The 19,915-nt window shown below is 63.8% G+C and carries 27 protein-coding genes, 1 tRNA gene and 1 pseudogene; 20 read left to right on the top strand and 9 right to left on the bottom strand.

From position 1 onward, the window contains the following. Positions 1–5: 5 nt before the first annotated feature. Entirely contained in the window at positions 6–194 is a 189-nt protein-coding gene (locus tag FJ424_RS18015) for a DUF3606 domain-containing protein (protein ID WP_140655948.1), read from the top strand. Continuing rightward, positions 145–384 carry a hypothetical protein gene (locus FJ424_RS18010; protein WP_140655951.1) on the top strand — a complete coding sequence of 80 codons (240 nt, stop codon included), beginning with the start codon at positions 145–147 and terminating at the stop codon, positions 382–384. Before FJ424_RS18015 ends, FJ424_RS18010 begins: the two co-directional genes overlap by 50 nt. A gap of 55 nt (positions 385–439) precedes the next feature. On the opposite strand, the gene FJ424_RS18005 is transcribed toward FJ424_RS18010, so the two are convergent. After that, a complete protein-coding gene (locus FJ424_RS18005; protein WP_140655953.1) occupies positions 440–643 on the bottom strand; it encodes a KTSC domain-containing protein in 204 nt (67 codons plus the stop codon). Positions 644–1,265: 622 nt separating this feature from the next. Here FJ424_RS18005 and FJ424_RS17995 point away from each other — a divergent pair. The 3 genes from FJ424_RS17995 to FJ424_RS17985 all read left to right on the top strand — a co-directional run bounded on the left by FJ424_RS17995 (position 1,266) and on the right by FJ424_RS17985 (position 2,514). Continuing rightward, positions 1,266–1,457 carry an excalibur calcium-binding domain-containing protein gene (locus tag FJ424_RS17995; protein WP_140655956.1) on the top strand — a complete coding sequence of 64 codons (192 nt, stop codon included), beginning with the start codon at positions 1,266–1,268 and terminating at the stop codon, positions 1,455–1,457. Positions 1,458–1,662: 205 nt separating this feature from the next. After that, entirely contained in the window at positions 1,663–1,869 is a 207-nt protein-coding gene (locus FJ424_RS17990) for a hypothetical protein (RefSeq protein WP_140655959.1), read from the top strand. Positions 1,870–1,893: 24 nt separating this feature from the next. Beyond that, complete coding sequence (locus FJ424_RS17985; protein WP_140655962.1) at positions 1,894–2,514, top strand: hypothetical protein; 621 nt, start codon at positions 1,894–1,896, stop codon at positions 2,512–2,514. 94 nt (positions 2,515–2,608) lie between these two features. Here the strand turns inward: FJ424_RS17985 and FJ424_RS17980 are convergent. Beyond that, a tRNA-Arg gene (locus tag FJ424_RS17980) sits at positions 2,609–2,685 on the bottom strand. A 262-nt stretch (positions 2,686–2,947) separates the two neighbouring features. Next, a complete protein-coding gene (locus tag FJ424_RS17975; RefSeq protein WP_140655965.1) occupies positions 2,948–3,871 on the bottom strand; it encodes a DUF1003 domain-containing protein in 924 nt (307 codons plus the stop codon). Positions 3,872–4,257: 386 nt separating this feature from the next. On the opposite strand from FJ424_RS17975, the gene FJ424_RS17970 reads away from it, so the two are divergent. Then, entirely contained in the window at positions 4,258–4,707 is a 450-nt protein-coding gene (locus tag FJ424_RS17970; RefSeq protein WP_140655967.1) for a universal stress protein, read from the top strand. A 253-nt stretch (positions 4,708–4,960) separates the two neighbouring features. Here FJ424_RS17970 and FJ424_RS17965 read toward each other — a convergent pair. Continuing rightward, positions 4,961–5,701: pseudogene (locus tag FJ424_RS17965) on the bottom strand (D-alanyl-D-alanine carboxypeptidase family protein); the annotation flags it as partial. A 419-nt stretch (positions 5,702–6,120) separates the two neighbouring features. Here FJ424_RS17965 and FJ424_RS17960 point away from each other — a divergent pair. The 3 genes from FJ424_RS17960 to FJ424_RS17950 all read left to right on the top strand — a co-directional run bounded on the left by FJ424_RS17960 (position 6,121) and on the right by FJ424_RS17950 (position 8,670). Further along, the gene (locus FJ424_RS17960) at positions 6,121–7,227 is read left to right on the top strand and encodes a hypothetical protein (protein ID WP_140655974.1); all 1,107 of its coding nucleotides are present in this window, start codon (positions 6,121–6,123) and stop codon (positions 7,225–7,227) included. Between the two features lie 333 nt (positions 7,228–7,560). After that, on the top strand, positions 7,561–8,172 hold the full coding sequence (locus FJ424_RS17955) for a nucleoside triphosphate hydrolase (protein WP_140646827.1): 612 nt from the start codon (positions 7,561–7,563) through the stop codon (positions 8,170–8,172). A 171-nt stretch (positions 8,173–8,343) separates the two neighbouring features. Beyond that, positions 8,344–8,670 carry a hypothetical protein gene (locus FJ424_RS17950; protein WP_140655976.1) on the top strand — a complete coding sequence of 109 codons (327 nt, stop codon included), beginning with the start codon at positions 8,344–8,346 and terminating at the stop codon, positions 8,668–8,670. Positions 8,671–8,673: 3 nt separating this feature from the next. Here FJ424_RS17950 and FJ424_RS17945 read toward each other — a convergent pair whose 3' ends face one another. The 3 genes from FJ424_RS17945 to FJ424_RS17935 all read right to left on the bottom strand — a co-directional run bounded on the left by FJ424_RS17945 (position 8,674) and on the right by FJ424_RS17935 (position 10,975). Continuing rightward, positions 8,674–9,378, bottom strand: a complete 705-nt coding sequence (locus tag FJ424_RS17945) for a glutathione S-transferase N-terminal domain-containing protein (RefSeq protein ID WP_140655979.1) — start codon at positions 9,376–9,378, stop codon at positions 8,674–8,676. A gap of 129 nt (positions 9,379–9,507) precedes the next feature. Continuing rightward, a complete protein-coding gene (locus FJ424_RS17940; RefSeq protein ID WP_140655982.1) occupies positions 9,508–10,716 on the bottom strand; it encodes a beta-ketoacyl-[acyl-carrier-protein] synthase family protein in 1,209 nt (402 codons plus the stop codon). A 4-nt stretch (positions 10,717–10,720) separates the two neighbouring features. Continuing rightward, positions 10,721–10,975 (bottom strand): acyl carrier protein, encoded by a 255-nt coding sequence (locus FJ424_RS17935; RefSeq protein WP_041003067.1) that lies wholly within the window; start codon positions 10,973–10,975, stop codon positions 10,721–10,723. Positions 10,976–11,177: 202 nt separating this feature from the next. On the opposite strand from FJ424_RS17935, the gene FJ424_RS17930 reads away from it, so the two are divergent. Genes FJ424_RS17930 through FJ424_RS17910 form a run of 5 tightly spaced genes read left to right on the top strand, consistent with a single transcriptional unit; the run spans position 11,178 to position 13,569 of the window. Next, on the top strand, positions 11,178–12,053 hold the full coding sequence (locus FJ424_RS17930; RefSeq protein ID WP_140655985.1) for an urease accessory protein UreD: 876 nt from the start codon (positions 11,178–11,180) through the stop codon (positions 12,051–12,053). A 21-nt stretch (positions 12,054–12,074) separates the two neighbouring features. Continuing rightward, entirely contained in the window at positions 12,075–12,377 is a 303-nt protein-coding gene (locus tag FJ424_RS17925) for an urease subunit gamma (protein WP_140655988.1), read from the top strand. A gap of 5 nt (positions 12,378–12,382) precedes the next feature. Further along, entirely contained in the window at positions 12,383–12,637 is a 255-nt protein-coding gene (locus tag FJ424_RS17920; protein WP_140655991.1) for a DUF1272 domain-containing protein, read from the top strand. 25 nt (positions 12,638–12,662) lie between these two features. Next, positions 12,663–13,256 carry a HupE/UreJ family protein gene (locus FJ424_RS17915; protein ID WP_140655994.1) on the top strand — a complete coding sequence of 198 codons (594 nt, stop codon included), beginning with the start codon at positions 12,663–12,665 and terminating at the stop codon, positions 13,254–13,256. 7 nt (positions 13,257–13,263) lie between these two features. Continuing rightward, positions 13,264–13,569, top strand: coding sequence for an urease subunit beta (locus FJ424_RS17910; RefSeq protein ID WP_140655997.1), 306 nt, complete (start codon positions 13,264–13,266; stop codon positions 13,567–13,569). 20 nt (positions 13,570–13,589) lie between these two features. On the opposite strand, the gene FJ424_RS17905 is transcribed toward FJ424_RS17910, so the two are convergent. Both FJ424_RS17905 and FJ424_RS17900 read right to left on the bottom strand, forming a co-directional pair. Further along, a complete protein-coding gene (locus FJ424_RS17905) occupies positions 13,590–14,075 on the bottom strand; it encodes a hypothetical protein (protein ID WP_140656000.1) in 486 nt (161 codons plus the stop codon). A 117-nt stretch (positions 14,076–14,192) separates the two neighbouring features. After that, on the bottom strand, positions 14,193–14,579 hold the full coding sequence (locus FJ424_RS17900) for a hypothetical protein (protein WP_140656003.1): 387 nt from the start codon (positions 14,577–14,579) through the stop codon (positions 14,193–14,195). A 179-nt stretch (positions 14,580–14,758) separates the two neighbouring features. Here FJ424_RS17900 and ureC point away from each other — a divergent pair, with 179 nt between their 5' ends. From ureC to FJ424_RS17870, 6 genes are all read left to right on the top strand, one after another. After that, positions 14,759–16,474, top strand: coding sequence for an urease subunit alpha (gene ureC / locus FJ424_RS17895; RefSeq protein WP_181182101.1), 1,716 nt, complete (start codon positions 14,759–14,761; stop codon positions 16,472–16,474). A gap of 189 nt (positions 16,475–16,663) precedes the next feature. Next, positions 16,664–17,152, top strand: a complete 489-nt coding sequence (locus FJ424_RS17890) for a DUF29 domain-containing protein (protein WP_140656008.1) — start codon at positions 16,664–16,666, stop codon at positions 17,150–17,152. Between the two features lie 116 nt (positions 17,153–17,268). Further along, positions 17,269–17,862 carry a hypothetical protein gene (locus FJ424_RS17885; protein ID WP_140656011.1) on the top strand — a complete coding sequence of 198 codons (594 nt, stop codon included), beginning with the start codon at positions 17,269–17,271 and terminating at the stop codon, positions 17,860–17,862. A gap of 58 nt (positions 17,863–17,920) precedes the next feature. After that, positions 17,921–18,526, top strand: a complete 606-nt coding sequence (locus tag FJ424_RS17880; RefSeq protein ID WP_140656089.1) for a glutathione S-transferase family protein — start codon at positions 17,921–17,923, stop codon at positions 18,524–18,526. Beyond that, a complete protein-coding gene (gene ureE / locus FJ424_RS17875) occupies positions 18,523–19,101 on the top strand; it encodes an urease accessory protein UreE (protein WP_140656014.1) in 579 nt (192 codons plus the stop codon). Before FJ424_RS17880 ends, ureE begins: the two co-directional genes overlap by 4 nt. Further along, positions 19,094–19,765: an urease accessory protein UreF gene (locus tag FJ424_RS17870; protein ID WP_140656092.1), complete on the top strand. Its 672-nt coding sequence runs from the start codon at positions 19,094–19,096 to the stop codon at positions 19,763–19,765. The genes ureE and FJ424_RS17870 overlap by 8 nt, the downstream gene beginning before the upstream one ends. The last annotated feature ends 150 nt before the right edge of the window (positions 19,766–19,915 follow it).

Raw genomic sequence — 19,915 nt, 5'->3', positions numbered from 1 at the left:
CAGCCATGGCAGACGACACGACCAAGCGCGACTTCCGCGACCGCGATCGGGTATCGGGCGACGAGGACTATGAGGTCGCCCACTTCGCCCGAAAGTTCCAGCTCACCATTCCAGAAGCGCGAGAACTCATAGCGAAGCACGGCAATGACCGACAAAAGCTGGAGCGCGAGGCCAAAGCGCTTGCCGAAAAATGACTCGTTTGCCTGGCCGCCAGACTGCGACGAAGCGCTCAGCCTGATCAGGATGGCCATCGAGATGACCTGTCCCGCTGGCGTGCTGCCGAGCCGAGAAATGGTGAATGGCCTTTATGGCCCGGAGCCGATCCATGAAGCCGAGGCGCTTGCCAAAGCTATCATTGCGACAGTGGAGAAGCTCACCGGATGACAAAGACTCGGACGTGGCACGAGCAGGACGACACGAGCCGCTTGAACTGGTACCGCTAGTCCGGAATGCGGCGATAGCGGAAGTGATTGCGAATGTGATCGTTGAAAAAGCGGCCTTTGACAAAGGCCGACCGGAACGCGGCGTAAGTCTCTGGAGGCACCTCCTCAAAGTCGTAGTGCTTTCCGCTGGCCACGAACCAGACGGACAAGATCCTACTTGCCGGATCGTATTCGGTTTTCCTGATCGAGGTGGATGGCATTTGCCGCCAGCCCGTAGCTCATGAGAGGCGATGCGCTACAGGCTCCGGCGAAAATGCCGGAGCCTGGTAATGGCGGTCAGACTTAGCCCCCGTTAGCAGGTGCCGGGGCGGGTGTGGCCGGAGCAGCGGGTTTGGAAACGGACGGTGCGGCCGGAGCAGCGGGTTTGGAGACGGACGGTGCGGCCGGCGTCTCAACCTTGGGCGTGTTGACGCTCACATTCACATCCTTCCCCCCGCTACCATTTAGGTTAATGACTCCCGTGAAGAACAACAACACAACAATCGCGATGATCCCAAGGACTACCGCAACGACTGTTCCGCCACTTCCGGAGTTTACGACTGTAGGCCCTTCAGGCATGACTTTCACTCCTTCTTGAGTGCTCACTATAGAGAAAAGAGAACTTGGGAGTGTTTGTTCCATTCTCGGGCCACAGTCCCACTATACGTGCGACCGAAGTCCCTTTGGTGCGAAAATCCCGAACGCCCCAAAGAGACCCGCTGGTTTGCACCAGCGGGCAAAAGGTTTGGCGGCTTTGATCTTTGCTCATGTCAGTGAGCCTTTGGGACTGTTGGTGCGTTCCAGGCGCCTTGGGAATGGCGCGCAGAGCACGCCGACGGCGCAGTGCCCGCGAGCCGGCCGCTCGGCATCATCAGCCGCAAGCTCGTCGCGCAGAGCGGCTATTCGTGCGAGCCGCGGCGGACATGCAAGCAGATCGGCTCGTGCGAAGAAGCCCAATGGTATCTGCAGAACTGCTCGTGGGGCGGGAAGCTGGATCGGGACAGCGACGGCGTGGCGTGTGAGACGTTATGCTAGGAACAGTTGGGGTTGCGCTTCGCGGGGGAACGAGTAGGTTGACACCACGTTAACCTTGGCCTGTGAGGATAGGCGTGATTCGTCACGCCTTTTGGGTGATCTGTTGCAGTGCGATATGATTGCCTATATACAACCGCGAACCCCGGCGCGCCTCCCCGGCCGGGATCGCCATGGTTTGGCCAATAAGCTTTGGAGGGAGAGTAGCATGAACGGAAACCGTCTGAATGACATCTTGACCCGCCACGGTGTGGCGGATGCTCACGAGTTGCTGGAGTCAATCAGCGACGGCGTGCGCATTAGACGCGCGCAAGACCCGGATGTGCACATGCGGGGCAGTATCCACCAGATGAAAGACCTGGTCAGTACGCCTGAATCTGTTCAAGATGGATTTTCTCAGCTAGAGCATCTGTAGCCCAAGGGGGGCTACAGGTGCTTAATGCCGCAGAACAATCCGTCGCAGTACACGGTTAGTCAGCTACTCGCGTATTATCATGATGAAGTCGTGCCGGCGCTCGCAACCGCCGTCACGCTGGATCACGCGTTCCCACAAGAAGTTCTCAACGAGTTGAGAAACGCCATGACGCACATGGCGCGGGCGAATGCACTGGACGCATCCCAAGCCCACGCGGCCCAAAAAGAACTTCATTCGGCGCATCGGCATCTTTTGCGATGTACTCTTGACTCGTTAAAAGTGGTGCTTCTGGCTATTGCAAAACCTTGCGACGAAATGATGAAGGCTCTTAACGATGAGATGCTGCTTCCCGGCAGCGTTCATACGGAGGCGCGCAAGTTGAGGGCGCGCCGAATTGATATCAGTACCCACGAGGGGCAGCGGCCAATTGACGAAGTCGTTGAGAAGCTGAAAGTTCTTTGCGACGACTACGATAAGTTTTCTGAAAAACTCCAGACCGAGTTTAGTGGCGACACGATTGTTCAGCGGCGTGGGGCGATCAGAAAAGCGAAATGGATTGAAAGAGCCTGGGGATTCGTCGTGGGGCTCGTGGCGGGGATCATCGTAACACTTGTGGCTTGGGAATGGCTCCCGCCCCCGAGCTAGTGAGCTGATTTGCACCTGTGGTGGCTTGTGTGGGACCAACATGTGGGACGCCACACTAAGCAACTCGTATGCGTAGCTAAGTGGCTGATTTTATTGGCGCACCCGACAGGATTCGAACCTGTGACCTCTGCCTTCGGAGGGCAGCGCTCTATCCAGCTGAGCTACGGGTGCTTCCCGGGGAACCGGAAAACGAACCAGCCGGTAAGCCGGCCAGCCACGGGCTTCTTAGCGGAAGCCGCACCTAGCTTCAACGGCCAATTGGCGATTGTGCGGCGGCCTGTGATGGGTCGATTGTCCGACTGATAGGCCATCGGAGATGGCGCCCCCCTCTCCGTCTCGGTTTCGTCGAGCCTCCGTTCCGGGGCGAGCCGCGGGTCTCGCTTGTCCTTCGGACCCCCACTTTGTGGGGGCGAGGAACGCAAGCTCTTCGGCCTCATCCCTCCGCCGGCACCTTCGCCGTCTTTCTCCGCACCGCCCTTGTCGCCCGCTTCTGCTTCTTCGCCCCGGCCAGCTCGTGCATGGCGTCGAGCTGCATCTGCTGCATTTCTGCTAGGCGCTGCCATTGGCGCGAGATCAGGTAGTCGAGCTTTTCGTGCAGGTGCCGCACTTCGAGCTCGGCCTTCAGGTTCACCCGGTAGTCGTTGAAGGAGCGCAGCCGGTCTTTGGCCTCCTGCCGCTTCTGGCTCATCATGATCACCGGCGCCTGGATGGCGGCGATGCAGGAGAGCATCAGGTTGAGCAGGATGAACGGGTAGGGGTCGAAGGCGTGCGCCAGGCCGGCGATCAGGTTGATGCCGATCCAGATCAGCAGCACGCCGCCGAACGAGATCAGGAACCACCAGCTGCCGCCGAACTCGGCCATGGTGTCGGAGACGCGGTCGGCGAAGGAGCGGTGCTCCTCGAACTCCTCTTCCGAGTTTTCCGAAATCGTGTCTTGCCTGGCGATCGATTCCACCACTTGGCGGTCGAGCTCGGAGAATTCGCCGTGCTCCTGCTGCAGCAATTCCTCCATGTAGCGCATGCGGTAGCGGCCGAGCTCCTCGCGGCTGATGCGGGCGCCGCGCGGCAGGTCTGGATGGTCGGAGCGGATGCGGTCGGCGAGGCTGGGCCTCAGATCATCGACGCGCACCAGGTCGCGCTTGCGGAACTTTCTGCCGCTGATCGCCGAGGGTTTTTTCTTCGGCTTGATCCGGCCGGGCACATGCGGTTCGGAATCCGGCACTTCCGGCGCTTCGAGGATCTCGTCGGCGGCGGCTTGCGCATCCTCCGGCACGGTCTCCGCCTCGAGATATTCGCCGGCGATGTCGTTCTCGTTGTCGGCCTGGACTTGCGCGGACGCCTTCGGGTCGCCTGCCATGGTCGGTGCTCCTGTTCGCGGGCTTTTGCGGCTACGATACGCCAAGCCGGCGCAGCATATCCATGCTGAGTGTGAATCCCGTGTGACCGAACAAGTTCTTATGATTGGGTGGGAAGGTGAGAGGCGTCGCCAGCCGCCACGCGCAATTGCATAGGTCGGCGCTGCCCCCGCTCCGTCTCGGCTCGGCGAAGTCGAGATGAGAGGGAGAGCGCCGTTCGCGATTATCAATCTCCCCTGGAGCAATCGTCTCCGCCGGCTGGCCTTGATCCAGATCAAGCTGGCCCCTGTGGCTGGCCTGATAGGCTGACTATATCCAAATCAGGCCTGATCGTTCAGGCTCCCGCCAATTGGGGCGCGCATCGCCCCGCAAATGAGGGGTAGCCACCATGTACAAGAAAATCCTGATCGCCACCGACGGCTCGGAACTGGCCCAGAAGGGCGTCGCACACGGGCTGGAGCTGGCCAAGGGCCTCGGCGCCACCGTGGCTTTCGTCACTGTCTCCGAGCAGTTCCCCGCGCTGGCCTGGGGCGGTGCCATGGCCGGCTACGTCGCCGCCGACGAACTGGTCAATTACGAGGAAAGCGCGCGCAAATATGCAAACGAGCTGCTCGACAAATGCAAGGCCGAGGCCGATGCCAAGGGCGTGGCCTCCAAGGGCATCCATATCGAGAACCGCACGCCCGCCGAAGCGATCCTCGATGTTGCGGCCAGTGAAGGCAGCGACCTCATCGTCATGGCTTCGCACGGCCGCAGGGGCATCGGCCGCCTGGTTCTGGGCAGCCAGACGGCGGAAGTGGTGTCGCTGACGGAGATCCCCGTGCTGGTGGTTCGGTAGGGTTAAGGCAGGGCGGCGCGCCTGTTGGCCTTGTCTATTGCGTCGGCAGCAGCGGCGCACTGGGCGAGGCCAGATCCGCCGACGGCAGATCGGATGCCGGCGAACCCGGCAGCGTCGACGCAGGCGTCGCCGAACCCGGCGGCGGCAGCCCTGGCAAAGCCGAGTCCGGCGGCGGCAATTGGGGAAGTGGCGAGGCCGGCTGCTGCCCGGAATACATCAGCCGGGGCTGGGTTGCATCGGCGGTCGTCGGCCCCAGGCTGCGCTGGATCAGCGCCTCGACATGATCGTTGCGCTGGCGCGCGGTATCGGCACCCATCACCACCACGATCAGATGCCGCCCGTCGGCATTGTAGGAGGTGACGATGTTGTAGCCGGAAGCTCTTATGTAACCGGTCTTGATGCCGTCGACGCCGCGCACCCGTCCCAGCATGTCGTTGTGGCCGCGCACCAGCCGGCCGCGGAACATGAAGTCGCTTTCGGAGAAATAGTGGAAATGCTGCGGGAAGCGGCGCTCCAGCGCCATGCCCAGCACCGCCATGTCGCGCGCCGTGGTCACCTGGCCGTCGTCGGGCAGGCCGCATGCATTGCGGAAACTGGTGCCGGTCATGCCGAGCGAGCGCGCCTTGGCGGTCATCATGGCGGCGAACTGGTCCTCTGAGCCGCCGCCCAGATATTCGCCCACGGCCACCGCCACGTCGTTGGCAGACTTCACCACCATGGCGCGGATGGCGGAATCGACGTCGATCGTTTCGCCGCGCCGGAAACGCAGTTTCGTCGGCGGCTGCGAGGCGGCGTGATCGGAAACCGGGATCCGCGTTTCCTTGGTGACGCGGCCGGACTCCAGCGCCTCGAACAGCATGTAGAGCGTCATCATCTTGGTCAGCGACGCGGGATAGCGCTGCGACCTCGAATTGACCTCGAACAGGGTCTTGCCGGACGAAGCGTCGACCACGATCGCCGCATATTTCTGCGGTTGCGCCGGCACGGCCAGCACGCTTTCCGGCGGCGTGGTGGTGCAGCCGGCAACCGGCGCGAGCAATGCCAATACGGCGATGAGTTTCTGGAGGAAGGGGAAGGGACGGGCCAAGACTTGTTCTAAAGCTGTTGCTGAGACGCGGCGAAGCTAGCGTAACCCATCCGCCGCGTCCAACTGGTTAACGCGCACAGCAAAGCATTTGCCCAGGTTTTGCAGCCTTTCAGACACACCGGCGCGCCCCCCCGCTTTGCCGTCCCCACCCCCTTGCCGCCTATATCGCGCTGGCGGCCGTCGCGGCTTTGATCATCGCCACCGCCATGGTGCTGCGCCATCCCCCTTGTAGGGCGCAAACGCGGTGATGCAAAATGCTGGTCGCTCCGCTTGCGCGCGCTCCATCGAACAGGCTTTTCTTGCGCAAAGATTCGCGGGAGACATTCATGGACACGCTCACCATCGGCGCAAAAGGCATCTCGGTCTCGCTCGATCTCGCGGTCGGCCATATCGCCGCCATGGACATCGAAGCCGACGGCCGCGTTCTGAAACCCCTGCATCGCGCGCCCTGGGTCGGTTCGCCGCGCGAGAACCTGCCGGAAACCCTGCCCGAAGGCACGGTCCGCCTGTCCGGCGATTTCCTTTGCGCGCCATTCTCCACCAGCGACGTCGAGGCCGCGCCCCTGCATGGCTGGCCGGCCAACAGTCAGTGGGACGTCGTCGAGAACGGCGCCATTGCCGGCGGCTGGCGCGCCGTCTTCCGGCTGCGCCGCAAGGTAATGGGCGCCACCATCGACAAGGTCTTCACGCTGCGCGACGGCCATCCCTTCCTCTACCAGGAGCACATCTTTTCCGGTGGCTCCGGCGCGATCTCCGTCGCCCACCATCCGATGACGGTGATGAAGGGCGGCGGCCGGTTGGCCTTCTCGCCGAAGCGCATGGCCGTCACGCCCCCGACGCCGCCGGAGCCCGATCCGGCGCGCGGGCGTTTTCGGCTGGCCTATCCGGCCCGCGCCAGCGACCTCACAAAGGTCCCGCTGGCCGCCGGCGGCACAACCGACCTCACCGACTACCGCATGGAAGACAGGCGCGAGGATTTCATAACCCTGGTCGAGGCGGATCACGGCGGCCCGGGCTGGACGGCGATCGCCCGCCACGCCGAGCAGGACCTGGTTCTGGTGCTGAAGAACCCGGCCGAACTGCCGGTGACCATGCTGTGGTTCAGCAATGGCGGCCGCGACTACGCGCCCTGGAGCGGCCGTCACGTCGGCGTGCTCGGCGTCGAGGACGGCCGCACGGCCGTCGGCCATGCCGCCTCGCTCGGCGACAACTGGTTGAAGCATGAAGGCGCGGCAACGGCCTTCGCGCTCGCCGAGGGACGGTCGATCTCCTTCCGCCATGTCATCGGCGCGGTTCCGTTCGCGGGTGTGGAGCCGCCGGGCGGCCTGGAATCGGCGCCTGACCGCTTGCGCGTTGTCACCGCCGGCGGCGCGGCGCGGGAGCTGCCGTTCGACGGAGGGTTCCTGCGCATCGGCCGCTCGGTTCCTACGTGAGAGGTCCGGGGGCAGCGCGTCTAGAAATTCGTCATTCCAGGGCGGAACAAGGAGCGAAGCTCTGTCTCGGAGCCCCTGTAATCCTTGCCGTTACCTCGATAGAAAGGTGTGAGCCGAGCAGAATTCTGCGCCGTTGCAACCCTCAAGGGCACGGAATGGATCCGCGGGTCTGCGCCGCGTCGCAACGCTCCTTGCTCCGCCCGTGGATGACGATGGGATGGACGTCTCGGCTAATCTCGAAGGCGTGCAGGCCGCCGAAACTTCGGAACGAGGTTTGAAATTTCCATCCACACCCGCCAAGATGCCAGCCGAACCGCAGCCGGAAAGCCGCCGATGTCCGAGATCGCCCATATCACAGCCGCCATCTTCAAGCGCGCAGGCAAGGCCAAGCGCTTCGTCGTCGCCATCGCTGGTCCGCCCGGCTCCGGCAAGTCGACATTGTCCGCTTCGCTGCATGAGCTGCTGCCGGAAGGCAGCTCGGAAGTCGTGCCGATGGACGGCTTCCATTATGACGACATCATTCTCGACCGTCGCGGCCTTCGCCCCCGCAAGGGCGCGCCGGAAACCTTCGATTTCGCCGGCTTCGAGACGCTGCTGAAGCGCATCCGCTCCGGCGAACCCGACATCGCCATCCCGGTGTTCGACCGCAGCATCGAACTGTCGCGCGCGGCGGCCGAAATCGTCGGCGCCGACACCAAGTTCATTCTGGTCGAGGGCAATTATCTGCTGCTCGACGAGGAGCCGTGGTCGCGGCTGGCGCCTTTGTTCGACTTCACCATCTTCGTCGACGTGCCGCGCAACGAGCTCGAGCGCCGCCTGATGGAGCGCTGGCGGGAGCACGGCAAGTCCGACGAGGACGCCCGTGCCTGGATCGCCTCCAACGACATGCCCAACATCGAGCGGGTGCTGGCGCGGCGCCGGCCGGCCGACATGGTCATTGGTTAATGACCCTGGTGATTGGTTAACCTGCTCAATTTTCAATATTTTTCGGCGGGAACTTTAAGGTTTTCACGCCGTTATGATCCTATCCCGAATTGTCCGGCGCCGGAACAATTCCAGGAAGGCGCAGTGCTTTGCCTCCGGAATTGCAAAAAAGAAAATGACAGGAGCCGTCAGATGGCAACCAACAGCAGAAAACCCGCGCCCAAGAAAAGCAGGGCCAACCAATCCAGGGCGACGCAGGCCAAGGCTGGCGCCGGCCCCACAATCGCTGAGCGGTCGAAAGACGCCAAGCCGGCTTTCGGCAAGGCGGCGCCAAAGAAAGTGACGCCTGGCACGGCCCACAAGGTCGCGGCCAAGAGCGCGAAACATGCCAAGTCGCCGGCTAGCAAATCGGGGCCGATCCGCACCGTGGCCAGCGTCGCGACAGGAGCGGTCGTCGCGACCGCGAGGCTCGCGGCCTCCGTGTTCGGCCGCGGCGGCGCCAAGGCCAAGGCGAAATAGCTCTTAGCCTTTCGCCGGGATGGTGAGGCCTCGCTTCACCGCCGGCCGTTCCAGGCCGCGCTCCAGCCACTCGGCGACGGTCGGGAAATCATCGAAGCCGACCAGGTCCCGCGCCTCGTAGAAACCGATCAGGTTGCGCATCCAGCCCAGCATCGACACGTCCGCAATGGTGTAGTCGTCGTCCATGATCCACTTGCGGCCCTTCAGGCGCGTTTCGAGCACGCCGATCAGCCGCCGCGACTCGTCGCGGTAACGCTCCAGCGGCCGCTTGTCGGCGATCTCGCGTCCGGCGAATTTGTGGAAGAAGCCGACCTGCCCGAAGATCGGGCCGATCGCCGCCATCTGGAAGAACACCCATTGGATCGTCTCGTAGCGCCGCGCCGGATCGGCGGGAATGAGCTTGCCGGTCTTGTCGGCCAGATAGAGCAGGATGGCGCCGGACTCGAACAGCCCGATCGGCTTGCCGCCCGGACCGTCCGGATCGATGATCGCCGGTATCTTGCCGTTCGGATTGAGCGACAGGAATTCCGGCGTCCAGCTCTCGTTCTTGCCGATGTCGACGTAGTGCGGTTCGTAGGGCAGGCCGATCTCCTCCAGCGCGATCGACGCCTTCACGCCATTGGGCGTCGTGGCGGAATAAAGCTGCAGGCGATCGGGGTGCTCGGCCGGCCAGCGCTTGGCGATCGGAAAGGCGGACAGGTCGGTCATCGGAAACTCCGGATGCGGATTGGCGCCGGGGCGGCGCTCATGGCGGGTGAAGAAAGAATTAGGACCCTGGCCGGCCGGATCAATACACCGGCAAGCGGCTTGCCGTGCACAGTCAACGGAATCGCTCGATCAGACCGCCTTGAAGGCCAGCACCGCATTGGTCCCGCCGAAGGCGAAACTGTTGCTGAGCGCGGCGCGCACCTTGCGCTCGCGCGCCGTGTTCGGCGTCACGTCGAGGTCGCATTCCGGGTCCGCCTCGCGGTAATTGGCGGTCGGCGGCACGATGCCGTCGCGGATCGCCATCACGCAGGCGATCATCTCCAGCCCGCCGGAAGCGCCTAGGCAATGCGCATGCATCGACTTGGTCGACGATACCGAAAGCGAACGCGCGTGCTCGCCGAAGACGCGCTTGATCGCCGCGGTTTCGATCTGGTCGTTGGCCTTGGTGCCGGTCCCGTGCGCGTTGAGGTAGTCGACATCTTCCGGATTGAGCCCAGCATCTGCCAGGCAGAAACGCATGGCCGCTTCCGGCCCTTCCACGGTCGGCGCGACGATGTCGGAGGCATCGGCCGAAAGCCCGACGCCGGCGATCTCGGCCAAAACGGTGGCGCCGCGCGCCATCGCGTGATCGTAGCTTTCCAGCACCGCCATGCCGGCGCCTTCGCCGAGCACCAGGCCTGCTCGATCGGCCGAGAACGGCCGGCACGTGTCGGGCGAAAGCACTCTGAGCGCCTCCCAGCCCTTCAGCACGCCCCACACCAGCGGCGCTTCGGTGCCGCCGGCGACCATTACGTCGGCGCGGCCGAGCCTGATCTGGTCGACGGCCGAGGAAATCGCGTGGTTGGCGGACGAGCAGGCCGAAGTGGCGCCGAAGACAGGGCCGCGCAGCCCGAGATTCATGCTGACCTGGCCGGCGGCCGCGCCCGGCATCACTTTCGGCACGGTGAAGATCGCGGCGCGGTTGCGCCCCTCGAGCAAAATGGCGCGGTAATTCTCTTCGATGGTCTCGAAGCCCGCGACGCCGATGCCGACGATTGCCCCCATCCGGTAGGTGTTGTCGGCATGGGCCGTCAATCCGGACTGCCTCATGGCCTCGCGCGCGGCGATCACCGCCAACAGGCTGAAGCGGTCCATCGACACGACCTGCTTGCGGTCGATGCCATGGTCCGGCAATTCCTTGATCTCGCAGCCGGTCTTGACCTTGAGATCGTGCAGCGACGGGTTGTCGATAGGGCCGATGGCCGAGCGGCCGGCGCGCATGGCCTCCCACATCGCCGGCGCGTCGTTGCCAAGCCCGCAAATCCCGCCAATGCCGGTGATGACGACGCGTTTTTGCATGAAGTCAGGCTTTTTTCGCGATCAGTTCGCGAACCGCCTCGACCATGTCGCCGACGTTCTTGAGATTGCTCCAGGCGTCGACCGTATTCATCTCGATCTCGATGCCGTATTTTTCCTCGAGATCGAAGATGATCTCGGTCAGCTCCAGCGAATGGATGCCGAGCGTGCCGAGATCGGTGCTGGCGGTGATTTCCTCGCCGCCGGTATCGGCATGGGCCTTGATCTTTTCGATGATCTCGGTCGTCAGTTGGTCAGCCATTCGGTTCCTTCCCTGTCGTTGCCCGACGCCAACTGATCAGCGCCCCTTTTTGATCCCCGGACCCAACAAACGCCGTCGCCCTTACCTCGCCAGGCACCGCGCGACCGCTCCAAGGTGGCTTCCCTCTATAGAAACCGAAACGATGTCAAGCAACAAGCGATATCGACAAAGCCGCCGGAGTGCTTAACCTGGGATCGTGGACATGATCGACGACACCTTGACATCCCAACCTGCCTCGCCCGTGGCGGCCCCTTCCTTGCCTGCCGCGCAACGTGTTGGCGGCCTAGGCAGGCTTTTCTGCGGCAAAGGCGGCGGCCGGACGCGCCTGCAGCGGCTTTACCAGGACGGATCGGCCAAGATCCGCCTGCCGGCGGTGCAAGGCGATCCGCTCGAGGCGGTGCTGATCAACACGGCCGGCGGACTGACTGGCGGCGACCGCCTCGGCTGGACGATCGAGGTCGGCGCCGACGCCTCCGCCGCCATCACCACCCAGGCCTGCGAGAAGGTCTACCGCGCCGCCGCCGACAGGGCCGAGACAAGCGTCCGCCTGCGGGTGGATCCGGGCGGCCGCGTGGCCTGGCTGCCGCAGGAAACCATCGTTTTCGACCGCGCCGCCTTCGCTCGCACGCTGGATGTCGAGCTTGGCGACGATGCCGAGGCATTGGTGCTCGAAGCCACGCTGTTCGGCCGGCTGGCGATGGGCGAGCGCGCAACCAACGGCAGTTTCCACGACCGCTGGCGGATCCGCCAAGGCGGCGCGCTGATCCATGCGGAGGATTTTCGCGTTGGGCCGGATATCGCGGCAACTTTGCGGCGGCCGGCGGTGGCCGGCGGCGCGCTTGCCGTCGCCACATTGCTGCTCGTTTCGCCGCAGGCCGAAAGCCTGCTGGAACCGGCCCGCGCCATCATCGGCGATCCCCTTATGGGGGGCGGCGCCAGTTTCTGGCGCGTCGGCCGATCTGGCAAGCTTCTTGCGAGGCTTTGTGCCGGCGACGGCTACCAGCTCCGCAAGCGGCTGGTTCCGCTGGTCGAACTGCTCAATGGGCGGGCGGGCCTGCCCAAATTGTGGTCACTCTGATTTCGATTGCCGGGACATTGCATGAACCTGATGCCGCGTGAAAAAGACAAGCTGCTCATCGCCATGGCGGCGATGGTGGCGCGCAAGCGGCTGGAGCGAGGCGTCAAGCTGAACCATCCCGAAGCCATCGCCCTGATCACCGACTTCGTCGTCGAAGGCGCGCGCGACGGCCGCCCGGTCGCGGAACTGATGGAGGCGGGCGCCCATGTCGTCACCCGCGCCCAGGTCATGGACGGCATCGCCGAGATGATCCACGACGTCCAGGTCGAGGCGACGTTTCCCGACGGCACCAAGCTGGTGACCGTGCACGAACCCATAAGGTGAGACCGATGCTGGAGCTCAGGCCGAATTGCGAATGCTGCGACAAGGATCTGCCGCCGGACGCGACCGATGCGCTGATCTGCACCTTCGAATGCACCTTCTGCGCCGACTGCGTGGATAATGTGCTGGGTGGCGTCTGCCCCAATTGCGGCGGCAGTTTCTCGCCGCGGCCGATCCGGCCGGCGGCCAAGCTGACGAAATATCCGCCATCGACCAAACGCGTGCTCAAGGCCGAAGGCTGCGGTCCGCGCAAGGCCGCTTGACCAGGTCAATTGGAAAGGCAGAAAGATGATCCCCGCTTCGACGAAACGTACCACGCTTGCCGCGATCCTGTTCCTGGCAGCCGCCATGCCGGCCTACGCCCATGTCGGCGTCGGCGCGACCTCGTCCTTTTCCGCCGGCTTCGCGCACCCTCTGTCCGGCCTCGACCATATGACCGTGATGATCGCGGTCGGCCTGTGGGCGGCGCTGAGGGGCGGCAAGGCTATCTGGGCCTGGCCGCTCGCCTTTGTCGGCGTGATGCTGGTCGGCGGCGCGCTCGGCATGCTGCATGTGCCGGTGCCTTTCGTCGAGCCGGGCATCCTCGCTTCCGTCGTGGCGCTCGGTCTGCTGGTGGCGCTGGCGATCGACCTGCCGGTCTCGGCCGGTATCGCCGTCATCGGCCTGTTCGCGCTGTTCCACGGGCACGCGCATGGCACGGAAGTGCCGGAAAATGCCAGTGGCCTCGAATATATGGCGGGCTTTGCCGCCGCCACGGCGCTGCTCCACGGCGTCGGCATTGCGGCCGGTCTTGGGCTAGGCTCGCGTTTCCGCCGCCTGGCGCGCGCCGCCGGCGCTGCCTGTGCGGCGGTTGGCGTCGGCCTTGCCTTCGGCGTGCTGTGAGGCCGCAATGATCCCCGGCGAAGTCATCACGGCCAAAGGCGACATCGAACTGAACAAAGGCCTGCCCATGGTGACGCTCAAGGTCGCCAATAGTGGCGACCGGCCGATCCAGGTCGGCAGCCACTATCATTTCTTCGAGACCAATGAGGGGCTGAAATTCGACCGCGAACGCGCGCGCGGCATGCGGCTCGACATCGCAGCCGGCACCGCCATGCGCTTCGAACCGGGACAGGAGCGCGATGTCACGCTGGTGCCGCTGGGCGGCAAGCGCGAGGTCTATGGCTTCCAGCAGAAGGTGATGGGCAAGTTGTGAGGTCCGCCGCCGCGCTGATATCACTTCGGAGGCTTGGCTGCGGCGTAGATGACAATCCTGCCGGGATTGTCGAACTCCACCGCAAGCACGTCCTCGGCCAGAACACGGCGCGAATCGATCGCGTTGAAGAGCAGGGCGTTCGCCTCGATCTCCTGGCGAAGTTCGGCAACATCGTCCTTATGCTGCTTCACCTTGTTCTCGATGACGGGCGGCGGCCCGCCTTCGCTGCGCGCCGCGTCGGTCAGGAAGACGATGTCGACCGTGTCGAGCTTGGTGGTCTTGCGCACCGCGCCGATGTTGTCGCGGGTGCGGTCGATGGCCGTGATGACCTTTCCGGCTTCCGTCCTGGAGAGCGCTTCCTCCTGGCGGATGTTGGAATCGACGATTGCCGCAGCAGGCCTGTCGCTGTCCAGCGGCTGCGCCGCGAGTGCAACATGTGGCGCGGCCACGAAAAGCGTGGCGGCAATCACGGAACTCCATTTCGCAAGGCGCGGGGCGTTCGCCATCGCTCGCTCCTGACTGAACTCGTGGCGGGGCGAAAACAGCGAAACGGTCCTGCCTGGCCGGTGGTTCCCTTCAAAAGCTCGCCGGCGGACCGCGAAGCGGCCCGCCTGGTCGCGCAATCAGCTTGCCTTCTTGGTGATCAGCGTCAGCGCGCCATTGGGCTGCAAGCTGGCGGCGATCACTTGCGCCGAACTCACCCCCTTGGCTTCGAGGGCGGATTTCACCTTCGGCGTCGCGTCGATCGATTTGCGCAATGTCTGCAGGCCGGCGTCGCCGCGTTGCGCGACGATCTGATTGACCTGCGTCTGCGTGTCCTTGGGCAATTCGGTGATGTCGACCACGTTGACGCTCTGGATCGACGGCGCCGCGGGCTGAGCCTTCGGCGCGGCGGGCGCGGCGGGCGCGGTCGGCGCGGGGCTGGGCTGCGGCGTCGGCTGCTGCTGGGCATTCGCGGCGCCCGCCATCAACGTGGCGGCGGTTGCGGCGAGAACAATCGCTTTGAGCATGGATATTCCTTCCATCGATTTGGCAAACGGTCGTTTTGGGCTGACCGGGCCACCTCAACCGCCAAATGGGAGCGCAAGGTGTCGCCGAGCGGGTCATTGCGTGACCATTGGATGGCGACAATGTGCAGTCCGCGCCCAAACAACCTTACTTTTGGCAACCTGAATTTCGGGAGCAATCGCTGATGGCCAGGATAACCCGCGCCGCCTATGCGCAGATGTATGGGCCGACCATCGGTGACAAGGTGAGGCTCGCCGATACCGAACTGTTCATCGAGGTCGAGAAAGACCTCACCGTTTACGGCGAGGAAGTGAAATTCGGCGGCGGCAAGGTCATCCGCGACGGCATGGGCCAAAGCCAGGTGACGCGGGCCGGCGGCGCGGTCGATACCGTTATCACCAATGCGCTGGTCGTCGACGCGCTCATCGGCATCGTCAAGGCCGATATCGGCCTCAAGGACGGCCGCATCGCCGCGATCGGCAAGGCCGGCAATCCGGACACGCAAGCCGGCGTCACCATCATCATCGGGCCGGGCACGGAAATCATCGCCGGCGAGGGCAGGATCCTGACGGCCGGCGGCTTCGACGCGCATATCCACTTCATCTGCCCGCAGCAGATCGAGGAAGCGCTGATGAGCGGCGTCACCACCATGCTTGGCGGCGGTACAGGCCCGGCGCATGGCACGCTGGCCACCACCTGCACGCCGGGACCGTGGCACATGGCGCGCATGATCCAGTCCTTCGACGCCTTCCCGATGAATATCGGCCTGTCGGGCAAGGGCAATGCCTCAAAGCCGGCGGCGCTTGAAGAGATGGTGCTGGCCGGCGCCTGCTCGCTGAAGCTGCACGAGGACTGGGGCACGACCCCGGCCGCAATCGACTGCTGCCTGTCGGTCGCCGACGACTATGACGTGCAGGTGATGATCCATACCGACACGCTGAACGAATCGGGCTTCGTCGAAAACACCGTGGCGGCCATCAAGGGCCGCACCATCCACGCCTTCCACACCGAGGGCGCCGGCGGCGGCCATGCGCCCGACATCATCAAGGTCTGCGGCCTGCCCAACATCATCCCGTCCTCGACCAACCCGACCAGGCCCTACACCGTCAATACGCTGGCCGAGCATCTCGATATGCTGATGGTCTGCCACCATCTGTCGCCCTCGATCCCCGAGGACATCGCCTTCGCCGAGAGCCGCATCCGCAAGGAGACGATCGCGGCCGAGGACATCCTGCACGACATCGGCGCCTTCTCGATCATCTCCTCCGACAGCCAGGCCATGGGCCGCGTCGGCGAGGTGGCGATCCGCTGCTGGCAGACCGCCGACAAGATGAAGCGCCAGCGCGGCGCGCTGCCGCAGGAAACCGGCGGCAACGACAATTTCCGCGTCCGCCGCTACATCGCCAAATACACCATCAACCCGGCCATCGCGCACGGCCTGTCGAAGGAGATCGGCTCGATCACGGTCGGCAAGCGCGCCGACCTGGTGCTGTGGAATCCGGCCTTCTTCGGCGTCAAGCCGGAGATGGTGCTGGTCGGCGGCTCGATCGCGGCCGCTCCGATGGGCGACCCGAACGCCTCGATCCCGACGCCGCAGCCGATGCATTACCGGCCGATGTTCGGCGCCTATGGCAAGGCGCTGACCAACTCCTCGGTGACTTTCGTTTCGAAGGCGGCGCTCGACGCCGGCCTGCAGGGCAGGCTGGGCGTCGACAAGGCGATGGTCGCGGTTGAGAACACGCGCGGCGGCATCGGCAAGCATTCCATGGTGCTCAACGACGCCACGCCGCATGTTGAGGTCGATCCGGAAACCTACGAAGTGCGGGCCGACGGCGAGCTGTTGACCTGCGAGCCCGCGACCGTGCTGCCGATGGCGCAGCGGTATTTCCTGTTTTGAGACCGATTGCGTCTGCCGAAGTTTATGAACTCGATCAAGTACAAGCCCAATTTGTAAAATGAGCCTTCGTTGAAAGCGCATGGCCTTTGTCAAATGTGGCCGTGAAGATATTGCGCGGGGAGGCCGAACGGGCCCTGCCTTTTCTCGCTGGGCTTGGAAATTGCTCGCTTTGAGAGCAGTATCACCCAAATGAACAAGATTTTTCGAAAACAGCAATTGACGCCCTATGAGGCCGATTATGCTCAGTGGTGCGCCGAACAGGGCGCGCTGTTGCGCGAAGGTCGTCTCTCCGACCTCGATCGCGAGAACCTTGCCGAGGAGATCGAGAGTTTGGGGCGGAGCGACAGACGGGAAATTACGAAGCGATTGGGTACCTTGCTTCTGCACTTGCTCAAATGGCATTTTCAGGTGGAAATGCGGAAAGTTGGCTGGTTGCTTACGATCCGCGAGCAGCGGCATCAGATTAAAAGCCTGATTGATGAAAGCCCAAGCTTGAAGGCTCATCCTCGAAAGCAGCTAGCTGCCGAATACGAGTTTGCGCGGCTGAGAGCAGCCGACGAGACGGGCTTGCCGAAGAAGAGTTTCCCGGCCGACTGCCCCTACCAGATCGCGGATATACTCGATCAAGATTTTCTCCCGGGGGAGCCGTGGCTGCCGGAGCAGCTTGCTCGCGACTGAGAGGTTCGGACTGCCTCCCTGCCTGCATTGCTGTGATCTAACGGAGGGCCGGTTGCGGCTCGCGCCCGCAGACCGCAATATGCGGCCTCATTCGAACAGCCGCATTGTGATCAGGCATGCCCACCGAAATCGCCTCTCCGCACGATATCTTCCCGCATATCCGCATCGTCATGGGCATGGTGATCGGCCTCGGCGTCACGCGGCTGCTTTCGGGAACCGCCCGTATCGTCCAGCACCCCGGTCAGTACCGGCTCTACGCGGTGCATCTCGCCTGGGTAGGCTCGGTGCTGTTGATGCTGGTGCATTTCTGGTGGTGGGAGTTCGGCCTCTACGCCATCGAGAACTGGACCTTCGGCAAATACCTTTTCATCATCTTCTACGCCATCACGCTGTTCCTGCTGTGCGCGCTGCTGTTCCCGGATTCGATGCTCGACTACACCTCCTACGAGGACTATTTCTACTCGCGCCGCGCCTGGTTCTTTGGCCTGCTCGGCGCGACTTATCTGCTCGACGTCGTCGACACTTTGCTGAAGGGGCCGGAGCATTTCGCCCGCTTCGGCAACGAATATCTGATCCGCACGCCGGTCTTCGTGGCGCTCTGCCTGATCGCGATCCTGGTGCGCGACCGCCGCTTCCACACCGCCTTCGTCGCGGCCGCGCTGATCTATCAGATCTCATTCATCCTGCGGCTCTTCGACACCATCGTGTAAGTGGCGTTGGGCCGATGCCTGCGTTGGTCTAGGATTTGGGGAGATGCAGGATTCAACCATGTACAAGGCCGTCGGATCGCGTGGCTCCCGGGTCAACCGGGTGCTTTGGATGCTCGAGGAGCTCGGACAGCCCTACGAGTTCGTCGAGGTGAAGCTGCGCTCGCCGGAGGCCTATGCGCTCAACCCTTCCGGCAAGGTGCCGATCCTGATCGATGGCGACCTCAAGGTCACGGATTCGGCGGCGATCTGCGTCTACCTGGCCGACAAGCATGCGGATCAGGGCATGGGCGCCAATCCGGGTCTCGCCGGCCGCGCCGAGATGGATTCCTGGATGCATTTCGCCCAGAGCGAATTGGAAGCGCCGCTATGGAACAAGCTGCGCCATCGCTTCCTGCTGCCAAGGGTAGTGCGCGTCGATGTCGGCCCGGCCGCAGCCTATGATTTCGCATCCGAAATAAAGGCGCTGGAACGGCGGCTTGGCGACAAACCCTTTGCGCTGGGCGACCGCTTCTCGGCCGTTGACGTGCTGCTGGGCGATATTGGCGGCTGGGCTCGTGCCGGCCGTTTTCCGATCGAGTCCCAGCGCGTCAACACCTATTTCGATCGTGTCCTCGGGCGCCCCGCTCGTGCGCGTGCCCAAGCCAATGGCGGAGCCATGAAATGAAGCTCAACATCACCACCGATTTCACCAAATTCCCGCGCGCCGTCTCGGTGTTGCCAGCCGGCGAGGCTGGCTCGGCGGCGCCCTATGACAAGGCCGTGCTGCCGCATGACGAGCGGCATCTGCGTCGCCGCGCCATCGAGACGGCGGCCGGCGAAAAAGTGCTGGTCGACCTGCCCGAGCCGGTGGCGCTCGCAAATGGCGACCGGCTGGAGCTGGAGGACGGCCGCCAGCTCGAGATCGTCGCAGCGCCCGAAGAGGTCTACGACATCCGCGCCCGCGACCCGGTTCATCTCGCCGAGCTCGCCTGGCACATCGGCAATCGTCACCTTGCCGCGGCGATCGAGGCGGACCGCATCCTCATCCTGCGCGATCATGTCATCAAGGCGATGCTCGAAGGTCTCGGCGCTACGGTGAATGAGGTTCTGCTGCCGTTCAGCCCGGTGCGCGGCGCCTATTCCGGGCATGGGCACGACCACGGCCATTCGCATGACCATCACGATCATGACCACCAGCACCATGATCATCACGATCACGATCACGACCACGACCACGGCCACCACCACCATCATGACTGAGGAGCTTTCCAGCGTCGCGCTGCTGCGGCTGATGGCCTGGCTGTCGCCGTCCTTTCCGGTCGGCGGCTTCTCTTACAGCCACGGCCTCGAGCGCGCCGTGCATGATGGGCTGATCGCCGATCGCAATGATCTCGCCGGCTGGCTGGAGACGCTGGTCGAGTTGGGCTCCGGCTGGAACGACGCCGTGCTGTTCGCCGAAAGCTGGCGGCGTGCGCGCGACGGTGGCGATCTGGGTGAGGTTGTCGCGCTGGCCGAAGCGCTTGCCGGGTCGCAGGAGCGGCACATGGAAACCATGCTGCAGGGCACGGCCTTCCTCCAGGCGGCGTCGGCCTGGTCGTCTCGAGCGCTGCAGCGCCTGCCGGCCGATTGCCCCTATTGCGTAGCAGTCGGTGCCGCTGCAGGCAGCAGCGGCATCAGCCTTTCGGATGCGCTTTCCGCCTTCCTGCAGGCTTTCTTCTCCAATCTCGTGCAGGCGGCAATCAGGTTGGGCGTCGTCGGCCAGGTCGATGCCGTCGCATTGTTAGCCGGCTTCGAACCTCTGGCGCTGGCGACCGCATCGCGCGCCGCCGCATCGACGCTCGATAATCTGGGTGGCGCCGCCTTCATGTCGGACATCATGGCGATGAACCATGAAACGCAATATTCGCGGCTGTTCCGGTCATGACCTTTAGCGCAAACAGGATACGCATAGTAAACGCCTTTCGAGACCTCCGATCATTGCCCGTCACTGTGGTGGGGCATTCCGCGGGATCGACGATCAATATTGGATTTGGAAGATTGCTTCCACTCCGTTACGTGAAGCGCCGATCGGGGC

This window comes from Mesorhizobium sp. B3-1-8 (assembly GCF_006439495.1).
Taxonomy (GTDB): domain Bacteria; phylum Pseudomonadota; class Alphaproteobacteria; order Rhizobiales; family Rhizobiaceae; genus Mesorhizobium.
Note: the sequence above shows the minus strand (reverse complement) of the source record. Positions and strands in the feature narration are given on the sequence as shown.

What these genes read in the sequence shown, in the direction of transcription:
- FJ424_RS18015 (WP_140655948.1), top strand. Translation starts at nt 6, where the DNA reads ATGGCAGACGACACGACCAAGCGCGACTTCCGCGACCGCGATCGGGTA.
- FJ424_RS18010 (WP_140655951.1), top strand. Translation starts at nt 145, where the DNA reads ATGACCGACAAAAGCTGGAGCGCGAGGCCAAAGCGCTTGCCGAAAAAT.
- FJ424_RS18005 (WP_140655953.1), bottom strand. Translation starts at nt 643, where the DNA reads ATGCCATCCACCTCGATCAGGAAAACCGAATACGATCCGGCAAGTAGG.
- FJ424_RS17990 (WP_140655959.1), top strand. Translation starts at nt 1,663, where the DNA reads ATGAACGGAAACCGTCTGAATGACATCTTGACCCGCCACGGTGTGGCG.
- FJ424_RS17985 (WP_140655962.1), top strand. Translation starts at nt 1,894, where the DNA reads ATGCCGCAGAACAATCCGTCGCAGTACACGGTTAGTCAGCTACTCGCG.
- FJ424_RS17975 (WP_140655965.1), bottom strand. Translation starts at nt 3,871, where the DNA reads ATGGCAGGCGACCCGAAGGCGTCCGCGCAAGTCCAGGCCGACAACGAG.
- FJ424_RS17970 (WP_140655967.1), top strand. Translation starts at nt 4,258, where the DNA reads ATGTACAAGAAAATCCTGATCGCCACCGACGGCTCGGAACTGGCCCAG.
- FJ424_RS17960 (WP_140655974.1), top strand. Translation starts at nt 6,121, where the DNA reads ATGGACACGCTCACCATCGGCGCAAAAGGCATCTCGGTCTCGCTCGAT.
- FJ424_RS17955 (WP_140646827.1), top strand. Translation starts at nt 7,561, where the DNA reads ATGTCCGAGATCGCCCATATCACAGCCGCCATCTTCAAGCGCGCAGGC.
- FJ424_RS17950 (WP_140655976.1), top strand. Translation starts at nt 8,344, where the DNA reads ATGGCAACCAACAGCAGAAAACCCGCGCCCAAGAAAAGCAGGGCCAAC.
- FJ424_RS17945 (WP_140655979.1), bottom strand. Translation starts at nt 9,378, where the DNA reads ATGACCGACCTGTCCGCCTTTCCGATCGCCAAGCGCTGGCCGGCCGAG.
- FJ424_RS17940 (WP_140655982.1), bottom strand. Translation starts at nt 10,716, where the DNA reads ATGCAAAAACGCGTCGTCATCACCGGCATTGGCGGGATTTGCGGGCTT.
- FJ424_RS17935 (WP_041003067.1), bottom strand. Translation starts at nt 10,975, where the DNA reads ATGGCTGACCAACTGACGACCGAGATCATCGAAAAGATCAAGGCCCAT.
- FJ424_RS17930 (WP_140655985.1), top strand. Translation starts at nt 11,178, where the DNA reads ATGATCGACGACACCTTGACATCCCAACCTGCCTCGCCCGTGGCGGCC.
- FJ424_RS17925 (WP_140655988.1), top strand. Translation starts at nt 12,075, where the DNA reads ATGAACCTGATGCCGCGTGAAAAAGACAAGCTGCTCATCGCCATGGCG.
- FJ424_RS17920 (WP_140655991.1), top strand. Translation starts at nt 12,383, where the DNA reads ATGCTGGAGCTCAGGCCGAATTGCGAATGCTGCGACAAGGATCTGCCG.
- FJ424_RS17915 (WP_140655994.1), top strand. Translation starts at nt 12,663, where the DNA reads ATGATCCCCGCTTCGACGAAACGTACCACGCTTGCCGCGATCCTGTTC.
- FJ424_RS17910 (WP_140655997.1), top strand. Translation starts at nt 13,264, where the DNA reads ATGATCCCCGGCGAAGTCATCACGGCCAAAGGCGACATCGAACTGAAC.
- FJ424_RS17905 (WP_140656000.1), bottom strand. Translation starts at nt 14,075, where the DNA reads ATGGCGAACGCCCCGCGCCTTGCGAAATGGAGTTCCGTGATTGCCGCC.
- FJ424_RS17900 (WP_140656003.1), bottom strand. Translation starts at nt 14,579, where the DNA reads ATGCTCAAAGCGATTGTTCTCGCCGCAACCGCCGCCACGTTGATGGCG.
- FJ424_RS17890 (WP_140656008.1), top strand. Translation starts at nt 16,664, where the DNA reads ATGAACAAGATTTTTCGAAAACAGCAATTGACGCCCTATGAGGCCGAT.
- FJ424_RS17885 (WP_140656011.1), top strand. Translation starts at nt 17,269, where the DNA reads ATGCCCACCGAAATCGCCTCTCCGCACGATATCTTCCCGCATATCCGC.
- FJ424_RS17880 (WP_140656089.1), top strand. Translation starts at nt 17,921, where the DNA reads ATGTACAAGGCCGTCGGATCGCGTGGCTCCCGGGTCAACCGGGTGCTT.
- ureE (WP_140656014.1), top strand. Translation starts at nt 18,523, where the DNA reads ATGAAGCTCAACATCACCACCGATTTCACCAAATTCCCGCGCGCCGTC.
- FJ424_RS17870 (WP_140656092.1), top strand. Translation starts at nt 19,094, where the DNA reads ATGACTGAGGAGCTTTCCAGCGTCGCGCTGCTGCGGCTGATGGCCTGG.